The organism is Chitinophaga sp., from assembly GCF_036569125.1.
In the GTDB taxonomy this organism is placed as follows: Bacteria; Bacteroidota; Bacteroidia; order Chitinophagales; family Chitinophagaceae; genus Chitinophaga.
The window spans coordinates 1-5198 of the sequence record NZ_DATCRF010000437.1; the positions used below are offsets into that span (position 1 = coordinate 1).

Below are 5198 nucleotides of genomic sequence, written 5' to 3' on the forward strand. Positions count from 1 at the left end.
GATGTGCACCGTTTTCTGGAAGATACCACTTTAAGCGTGCATACCACTACCGGCCAGCATCAGGCGTATGGCATTCATTTGCTTACCTTCCATGCTGCCAAAGGCCTGGAGTTCCCGGTAGTATTTATTGCCGGAGCAGAAAACGGGATCACACCTTCCGGCAGACAGGCCGCCGATATGGAGGAGGAACGCCGCCTGTTTTATGTAGCGGTTACAAGGGCTAAGGAAGAGCTGCATATAACGCATGCGGCTACACGTATTTTATATGGGAAGGAACAGGAGCAGGAAATTTCTCCCTTTGTAAATGATATTTCCGGCGAGCTGCGTGAGGCAGTAAAAGCTGCGGCTAAAAAAGAAAAAAGCAAAACCGGCGAAGACCAGCTTTCACTGTTCTAGGCCGGTTTGCCCTGATAGATTATAAGCAATTCTTAAATAGACTTCAGGAAACGTACCAGCGCATCCCGCTCTGTTTTACTGAGGGATGCAAACTGCTGGCGGCTTTTTAATGCTTCTCCGCCATGCCATAAAATGGCTTCTTCCAGCGTACGCGCACGGCCATCATGCAGGTAAAAAGGCGTACCGTTTGTTTTTTCAAACAGGCCAATACCCCACAAGGCCGGTGTTTTCCATTCATTCCCGTTTGCCGTATAGTCCTGGCGGCCATCACCGAGGTCCGGGCCCAGATCATGCAGCAGCAGATCGGTGTAGGGATGTATGCGCTGGTTGCTTAATTGCTTAAAGCGTACATCCACACCCGTTTGTACGGTAGGCTTGTGGCAGCTGGTACAACCTGTTTGTGCAAACAGTTTTTCGCCTTGTTGTACCTGCGGGTCTGTTACACTTCTGCGGGCCGGCACGGCCAGGCTTTGTATGTAAAATGCAGTAGCGTTTAAAATAGAATCCGGCAGCTCGGGATCATCCTTTAACCCATCGGCCGGTGGTTGCCCAAAAGAGCTTTCCTGCGGAAATACAGTGCTGGTAATCCCCATATCCTGCTGGTAGGCGGCCGCCACCTGGGTAAGAATAGTGGCGGTGTTGGCCTTCATTCCAAAACGGCCCAGCATCATTTTTTTATTCACCGGGTCCCAGGTATAGTTGGGCCGTCCGCTGATGCCATCGCCATCTGCATCGCCTTCATCTGCAAAACCCAGCACTGTGGATTCAGGGATGTTCTGCAACAATCCTAAGCCAAAAAAGGGCGGCGCCATACGAGCCGACATAAATACGCCGGCAGGCAATGGAATGTAAGGATTCAGTATTGTGTACCAGGGTTTGCGCAGTGTTACAATAGTGCCATCCGGGTAAGTAAAGGGCTGGTCGGTGTAGGTGGTGCCTACCTTTGCTTCAGGCTGTTTGCCAAAAATGGCCACGTCCTGCAGCTGCAGGCCAAAGCCGGGCACCGGCAGGGGGCCGCCATGTTCGTCGGTACCGGGCATGCTTAAACGCACCAGCATGGAGGAGCTTACCAAACCCGTAGTAGGATTGCCTTTCCCGTCGTTATGATGGCAGCTCACGCAGCTCACATTATTAAAAATGGGGCCTAAGCCGCTGTTGATGGGCGCCGGCGCGGTTACAAAAGTTTGCTCCACGGCGTGGTCGCCCAGCTCATGTGCATGCTGATCATTGGCATTCATGCCATCCATCATATGCCCAAAGGCTTTGCTGGTTTCATCAAACGCGGTGGCAGCGCCTCCGCTCAGGCGGATGTCATATTCACTGTCCTCAAAAGTGGCCGGCTTGCTGCACATCATTACCATGAAGGGCAGGGTAAGCAATGCCGCCATTATGTATATCTTCCTTATCTGCATGTGGTGTATAATAGCTACCGCCTTAGTCGGTAATGTTGGTAATGATGAAAGGCTTCAGCTTTTCTTCCAGTGTTGCTTTCAGATCATTAATGGCATTCATGGTATTCTGGCATTGTACTTTCTGGGTCAGGATGGCCTGCTCATAAGGTACGGTAATGCTGTTGAATGAGGTGATAGCTGCCTGGAACTTCTGCTGGATCTCATTATCCAGGGAAATGTTCTTCATAGCCACCAGCTTGTTTAAACCGGTACCTTCATTACCCAGGAATTTGCAGGTGTATACGTTATATGCGCCGGTAATGTTGTTCTTAAAGTCAGTGGCGGAGTTGCCGCTGAAAGGTGATTCCACGATCTGCGGGTCCTGCGCATCAAAGGGCTCTTTCATTTTGCCGCTGCCTACTTCGTCGCAAATGCCTATCAGGCCATCTACAATGGCAATGTATGCTTCCTGCTTTTTAGCAAATACGGTGCTGCCGCTGCCGGCGGTTTGTACTTTGCTGGCATAGTTGCCGCCTTCCGGCGCCCAGCTGGTATACAGTGCCGTACAAATATTCTTCAGGTCAAGGGAAAGGCTGGTGATGTATTGTTTCTGACGGGCCGTAATGGAAGCTGCAGTGCGCTTACCGTCTTTACCCCACAGCACATATTCTATCGGGTGGTAACCTCTCAGGGAAAGGGTGCTCAGGTTCTCAATGTCTGTAAGCTGCAACGCATTGCTGCTGGCCAGCAGGGAATCCATCTGCACATAATCCACCGGCCAGGTGTCCATGTTGGGATCGTAGTTATCATCTTCCACGGGCCCAAACAGGTAACCTTCACATTGTTCCCAGGTGCTGCGCATATCACGCCAGGCTGCCTGCGCCGCGGTAAGGTTCGCATCGGTAGCGCTGCTGTTCAGGGCTGTGATGGCATTGTTCAGGGTAGTGGCTTTATCTTTCAGGTTGCTGTAGCCCGGCAAGCCTGTTTTGGTAGCAAAATCCACCAGCACGGTGGTTTTCATGGTGTTGAAATCTTCGTTGTTATTGCCGCCGTTGTTATCATCTTTACTGCACGCAAACAGGGTTAAGCTACAGGCTGCCAATAGTATGGATAATTTTTTCATGGTGTTTTACTTGTTAGATATGTATGATAAGGTTTGTGTCGTTGGTTTCTGTGGCCAGCTGCAGCAGGCGCTTTTCTGCAGGGCCTTTTTTCACCATGCCGGTTTTGTCAAACTGGCTGCCGTGCAGGCTGCATAAAAAACCGTTACCGGTAGGTATCAGCTGGTTGGCCTGGTGTGTGCAGCGCATTAACAATGCCTCGTAGGTGTTGTCCGCATTTTTGCGCACGGCAATTTCGTATTCATAATTCTTAGGGCTGATGATCTGCAGATCGCTGGTGGCGAACAATGACAGCGGCACCTCTACCCGGTTGTTATTTACGGTAGTCTTAAAACCCTTCATGGTGGTGCCGCAGGCATCCAGCACATCGGCCATGGAAAAAGCAGCGGCGCTTAACAGGCAGGCCTTGCAGGTATCTTTCAGAAAATTCCTTCTATTCACCGTTATGCGTTTTCAGGTTTAAAATGCGTAGCCAATACCTACATTCAGGAAGGTATTGTTTGTTTTATAAGGGATGCGCGCCGGGCTGGGGTTGATAACCAGCACGGGATTTTCATCGCCGGTATGCGCCAGCCTTACATCTGCCTTAATAGCTACGTTAAGAATGGGCAGATAGGTGAAACCGGCTATCAGGTGTTGTTGTTTAAGCGTGCCATCGTGAATGCCATTAGCGGGAATGGAGGAGTTCAGGTCAAATGCTTCATAACGTGCAAAGGCATTCAGCTGCTGCTCTTTGTACTTGACACTTTTTTCCAGCAGGTTATAGGCCAGTTCCGCATAGGCGCCATACATTACTTTACTTACGTTGTTGGCGTAGGCTTTGTTAATGTCGGCTGCATCGGGGTAAGAGATAATGCTGCCAATGGCTTTAAAGGCAAACCCGTTATGCGTGTATTGTATATTGGCCTCGCCCAGGTAAAGGGGCAGCCCGAATGCGCCGTGGTGCAGCTGCAGGCTGTCTGACTGGCGTTTGTTGGCGCCGTTGGTGCCACCCATATAACCGGATACCTGGAAGCGGAAGTTCTGCCAGTAGTATTGCAGGGAGGCGGTAATGGCAATATCATTGGCAAAAGCGCCGGAGCCTTCTGCACGGCCTTCTATAATACCGGTGCCATGTTCAAAAGATGCGGCGCTAAGCCCGTTCAACAGCGCAATGCTATAGTTCAAAGGCTGGCGGCGTAAGCGGCCGTAAAAGCCAATACCCAGCTCACGCCAGGTGGCGGGTATAATAAGCTGCTCTACCAGCGGGCGTTCTACCCCGTTAAAATTCACCGGCAGGTGATTTTCATTGAGCATGCCGATACGCGGGGTGAATAAACCGGCCACTATATACTGGCGGGGATTCAGGTTAAAGCGCAGGTAAGCCTGCTCCATGGCCAGCTCCCCTTTAAAATTGTCTTTGCTGTCTGATCCGGCTTCCACCACGGCATTTTCCAGCTCCATTTCACTGAAGAAGGAGATCTTGTCATTGAACCGGTGCCCAATGAATAATACCGCTCTTTCCAGTGTAGCCCTGGACATTTCTTCATTAAAGTTCCGCTGGTAAAACGCAGATCCATAACCGGATACTACCGTTTTATTGGAGGCCACACCGGCATTCAGGGAATCTTCGTTGGTGCGTAATACTAACTGCTGCGCAGGAGTGTACTGTTGTGAGTATAGGAAGGGTATAGCGATGAAGCATCCCGCCAGACTTAAAAGGACCTTTTTCATATAAGCATTTCGTGCTGCAAAAGTGCTGCATCATATCTGGGTCCGTTTACGCAATCAGGAAATGTTTTTATCTAAAGCGGAATATTTGGGGAGCGGGGCATTTATTCCCTGATTTTATATTATCAAAGCCTGATACTTTGTTGTAAAGGCCGGGATTTCATTGCAGGAGAAATATACAGCCACCTGGTTTTGATCGTATCTTACCTTAACAAACCCGAACTGTGATACTTATGCGTACTATTCCGATCCTTTTGCTGCTGCTATTAACCGGCAGCATTGCCTACCCGCAGCAAACCGCCAACAAACCTGAAAGAGAGCAATGGTTCATGGATATGGGCCTGGGCATGTTCATTCACTGGAGCGTGGATGTGCAGCTGGGCGCAGTGATCAGCCATTCTATGGCCGGCGCATCGGAAGACTATTTGCAGAAGTTCACTACAGAGCTGCCCAAAACCTTTAACCCTAAAAAGTTTGATCCGGAGGAATGGGCCGTGCTGGCGAAGCTGGCCGGCATGAAATACGTGGTGTTCACTACCAAGCACCATGCAGGCTTTTGCATGTGGGATACCAAAACCAC

The 5198-nt window shown here is 50.2% G+C and carries 6 protein-coding genes; 2 read left to right on the forward strand and 4 right to left on the reverse strand.

What is annotated here, in order from left to right:
• On the forward strand, positions 1 to 396 hold a 396-nt coding region (locus VIM87_RS16325), incomplete at its 5' end, for a 3'-5' exonuclease (protein ID WP_331998026.1).
• Between the two features lie 32 nt (positions 397 to 428).
• Here the strand turns inward: VIM87_RS16325 and VIM87_RS16330 are convergent.
• The 4 genes from VIM87_RS16330 to VIM87_RS16345 are packed head-to-tail and all read right to left on the reverse strand — an operon-like array spanning position 429 to position 4621.
• The gene (locus VIM87_RS16330) at positions 429 to 1808 is read right to left on the reverse strand and encodes a di-heme oxidoredictase family protein (protein ID WP_331998027.1); all 1380 of its coding nucleotides are present in this window, start codon (positions 1806 to 1808) and stop codon (positions 429 to 431) included.
• Between the two features lie 22 nt (positions 1809 to 1830).
• Positions 1831 to 2910, reverse strand: coding sequence for an imelysin family protein (locus VIM87_RS16335; protein ID WP_331998028.1), 1080 nt, complete (start codon positions 2908 to 2910; stop codon positions 1831 to 1833).
• Positions 2911 to 2923: 13 nt separating this feature from the next.
• A complete protein-coding gene (locus VIM87_RS16340; RefSeq protein ID WP_331998029.1) occupies positions 2924 to 3349 on the reverse strand; it encodes a ubiquinol-cytochrome c reductase iron-sulfur subunit in 426 nt (141 codons plus the stop codon).
• Positions 3350 to 3367: 18 nt separating this feature from the next.
• On the reverse strand, positions 3368 to 4621 hold the full coding sequence (locus VIM87_RS16345) for a hypothetical protein (RefSeq protein ID WP_331998030.1): 1254 nt from the start codon (positions 4619 to 4621) through the stop codon (positions 3368 to 3370).
• A 230-nt stretch (positions 4622 to 4851) separates the two neighbouring features.
• Between VIM87_RS16345 and VIM87_RS16350 the strand changes: the two genes are divergently transcribed.
• Positions 4852 to 5198 (forward strand): alpha-L-fucosidase (locus VIM87_RS16350; RefSeq protein WP_331998031.1); only part of this gene is annotated, 347 nt, incomplete at its 3' end.